This window comes from Candidatus Jordarchaeum sp. (assembly GCF_052745115.1).
This window is the reverse complement of the sequence record NZ_JBRAKS010000378.1, coordinates 1-3,615: the sequence shown is the minus strand read 5'-3', so window position 1 is coordinate 3,615 and position 3,615 is coordinate 1. Positions and strand designations below refer to the sequence as shown.

General features: G+C 38.5%; 3 protein-coding genes. 1 reads left to right on the top strand and 2 read right to left on the bottom strand.

The features are described from left to right. Window positions 1–238: 238 nt before the first annotated feature. Entirely contained in the window at window positions 239–1,504 is a 1,266-nt protein-coding gene (locus ACUVXA_RS18165) for an NAD(P)-dependent malic enzyme (protein WP_445872700.1), read from the bottom strand. A 100-nt stretch (window positions 1,505–1,604) separates the two neighbouring features. Continuing rightward, window positions 1,605–2,642, bottom strand: coding sequence for a radical SAM protein (locus ACUVXA_RS18160; RefSeq protein ID WP_445872699.1), 1,038 nt, complete (start codon window positions 2,640–2,642; stop codon window positions 1,605–1,607). A 476-nt stretch (window positions 2,643–3,118) separates the two neighbouring features. Between ACUVXA_RS18160 and ACUVXA_RS18155 the strand changes: the two genes are divergently transcribed. After that, window positions 3,119–3,340 (top strand): hypothetical protein, encoded by a 222-nt coding sequence (locus tag ACUVXA_RS18155; RefSeq protein ID WP_445872698.1) that lies wholly within the window; start codon window positions 3,119–3,121, stop codon window positions 3,338–3,340. Window positions 3,341–3,615 lie beyond the last annotated feature (275 nt).

Here is a 3,615-nt window from a genome sequence, read left to right as displayed (position 1 = left end):
TGCCCAAAGAAATTTTCGAACCCATAGAAGAATAAGCCATTAAAGCTCACCAACTTTTTTTAATTTTTATAAATATTAGGAAATCTGGAAAATCACATCTTATCCAAATTACTTCTAAAAAATATGAGCCGATATTAATTAACCGAATACTTATCGAAAAATCACTAAATGAGGAAAGGCCATAAATTTCAGATATCGAATGATTTCTGAGATTATATGGTTAATCAATTTGAAGATTTTAGGGGAACAATTGGGGAGTTCTTTTCTTTTGTATATTAACAAGTTTTTTGGTGTGTTCCGCTACTTCTCTAGGATTTACCTTTATTCTAGCAACTCCACTTTTCATTGCTGCTTCGGCTACCGCTGCTGCTTCCTCGGGCATAACCCTTGGATCCAAGGGGCTGGTAATTATATATTTTTCTGAAAGCTCCTGCTCTGAAATAAGTGATGCTATGGCGTGCGCCGCGGCGATTTTCATTTCCTCATTTATATCAGACGCCCGTACATCAAGTGCTCCCCTGAAAATTCCAGGAAAACCTAGAACATTATTGATTTGATTCGGGAAATCGGATCTACCAGTAGCCACAACCTTTGCCCCGGCCTTTAAAGCCTCATCCGGCATAATCTCGGGCACAGGATTAGCCATCGCAAAAACAATTGGATTATCGGCCATTGACGCCACCATTTCCCGATTAACCACACCCCCCACCGACAATCCAATAAACACATCGGCGTCTTTCATTAGATCTGGTAATTTTCCCTCAATTCTTTCTCTATTCGTAACTTTAGCGATTTCCTCCTTGTAAATATTCATATTGCGGGTTCTACCCTCAAAGATTGCTCCCTCCCTATCACATACACTCAAATCTTTCACCCCAGCGTTTAGTAGAAACTTTGAAACAGCAAGACCCGCAGCGCCCGCTCCATTAACTATAACTCGCACCTCATCCAATTTCTTGCCAACAACCTTTAATGCATTCGTCAAACCCGCCAGAACAACCACTGCGGTTCCATGTTGATCATCATGAAACACCGGAATAGCCAGTTCTTTTTTTAATCTCGATTCAATCTTGAAGCAGGAAGGGGCACCTATATCTTCCAGATTGATTCCGCCAAAAATTGGGGCAATGGTATTAACAGTCTCCACCACCTTGTCCGGATCACCTGTTTTTAAACAAATAGGAAAAGCATCCACACCGGCAAGCATCTTAAAAAGAATCGCTTTCCCTTCCATAACAGGCAGAGCTGCGTAAGGTCCAATGCCTCCCAACCCTAAAACCGATGAACCATCAGAAACAACTGCTACAAGATTCCCCTTAATTGTAAAATCGTAGATCTTGGATATATCTTTACTGATCAACCTTGCCGGCTCAGCGACTCCCGGAGTATAAGCAAGAGCCAAATCTTCAAGATTTCTCACAGGCGTTTTTGCAACAACTTCCAGTTTACCATTACCAGGTAAATTATCTCTGTGATAAGCCAATGCCAATTCTCGCAAAGACAAAAAACTACCTCCTAACCGATAATGAAAGGTACATACATATTTGAATATCGGAAAATCAAATTAGCTTAATAGAAAGGGAATGAAAATTTAATCAGAGTTTTTAATCGATACCTTCCTCACCAACAATAGTATAAAGGGTTTCCACATCTTTGTTGGTTTTTGCAAAAACTCCGATATTCCCTAGTTTAACCGTTTTTAAACCGACAGACTTCACCTTAGAGTATGTTTCTACCATTTCTTTTAATGTGGGTGGACGAACATCTCTTAATTTATACTGGGGAAAGAAAGCCAATATAGTGAAGGGAATGAGAGGATCCGCATCCTTAACTATTTCAGCTATTTTCACTATCTGGTCCTCCTCCACCCATCCGGGAATATAGAGAGTTAAGACCTCAAGCACAAAATCTCGTGCAATCAACTCTTGGGGAAGCTTAAGAATCCACTCATTAGTGGTTCCACAAAGCTTACGATAAACCTCCTCATCATAAGCCTTGATATCCAACCAGTAAGAATCTACACCCGCCTCCCTTAGCGTGTCCATGTTTTTAGGGGTCAGGCCATAACCATTAGTTTCTATGAGAACAAAGATGTTTTCACATTTCTCTTTAATTTTTTTAGTTGCTTCAGCATAGAATTCCGCGCAACAAACCACATCACCACCAGTGAAAGCCACAATATTTCTAGCAGGACCCCAACCTTGGGGACTTAGAACGACTTGTTCAGGTTCAAGTTTACCGGGACAAAATTTACTTCGCTTACCGTAAAGAACACACGCACCACAGTGACGGCAGAGATCAGTAGCTGTGGACATGAGGGCTCTTTCCCTTGGTTCTTCAAATGTCACGTTTCGCTCATAATCTTTGCACATCTCAGCTATTTCTTCAGTGGATATCCAATGTCCGGAGAAAATCTGGCTAAACTCCCAAGAGTGGCACTTGAGACATTCATGATTACAACCACTTTGATAAATTGAAAAATAATCCTCAGGACGGGAAAGATGTGCAGATTTAATAACCCTACTCCAAACACCGTCGGATTTCTTGAGAGTAGCCCTGCAAGCAGTTTTCACCCCTTTAGAAGTCTGAGTCATACATTTGCCTTGGGGGAAACCCTGATCCACCATCCTACAAGACTGCAAACAATCACCACACTAAAAATGCAAAAAGTAATCAACTATAAAAAATACAATAGGTTCTTTTAGCATTTATCCAGAAATATTTCTCATAAAAAATCTAAAAAAATTATGGGTTCAATTTAATTCTTTTTAAAAAAATATGTTAGTTATACGGTTATATAGTTATGAAAAATTAATAATAGCCATGAGAATTGAATAGCGTTTCTAATATTTATTTTTAAGTATTAATATTTTTGAGTTATATAAGAGGCGCCTAGTAGGTTTCACTAGAAATTTTTTTAGATATTTATTTGAAGAAAATTTTGTTTCTCATAATTTTTTAATAAACGTGATTTAAAAAATGTTAAAAATTTTATTTAATAATTGCATTTTCTGCAATCTATTTTTAATATACTTTGCATTTTTTTAAAGAGAAGACTAATAAGGCTCCATATCAAAGAAAGATAACTAGCGTTGAAAAGTCGGTTGGTGAGGAAAACATGTTTAGAAAGGTGTTAAGGAGGAAGAGATACTGGCGAAGTAGAAATCATGACGAAATAGTTTACATAAACCATGAAGCACAGTGTGGGGGAATCTACGTAACAATAAAGCCCAGAGAGGCAGTTGTAAGAATCGCAGAATGGGACATGATAAAAGTTTTCACAAGCGCAAAAAAACTTGAAGAATTCTTAGAAGAATTACAAACACCAGAACTATCATAATCTGGTTCCATTCTCATTCCCCCCATTCTTTCAACTTTTTCATCATTAAATAGGGTAGTATTCCGCAACCGATTTGAAGCTCAAAGAAGAGGAGATTACATCACCCTTCTTTCATTATTTACAGGAATCTTTGGCGGGAAAGCCCCAGACTTCAGTCTCGGGGATGAACCGTCAAAAAGTTTATAGGCTGGTGTGTTGACAGATATATTGGTATCAACATATGGAATACAAGCATTCCCGAAACCAGGTCTATCTCATCAACTACCACCTCGTCT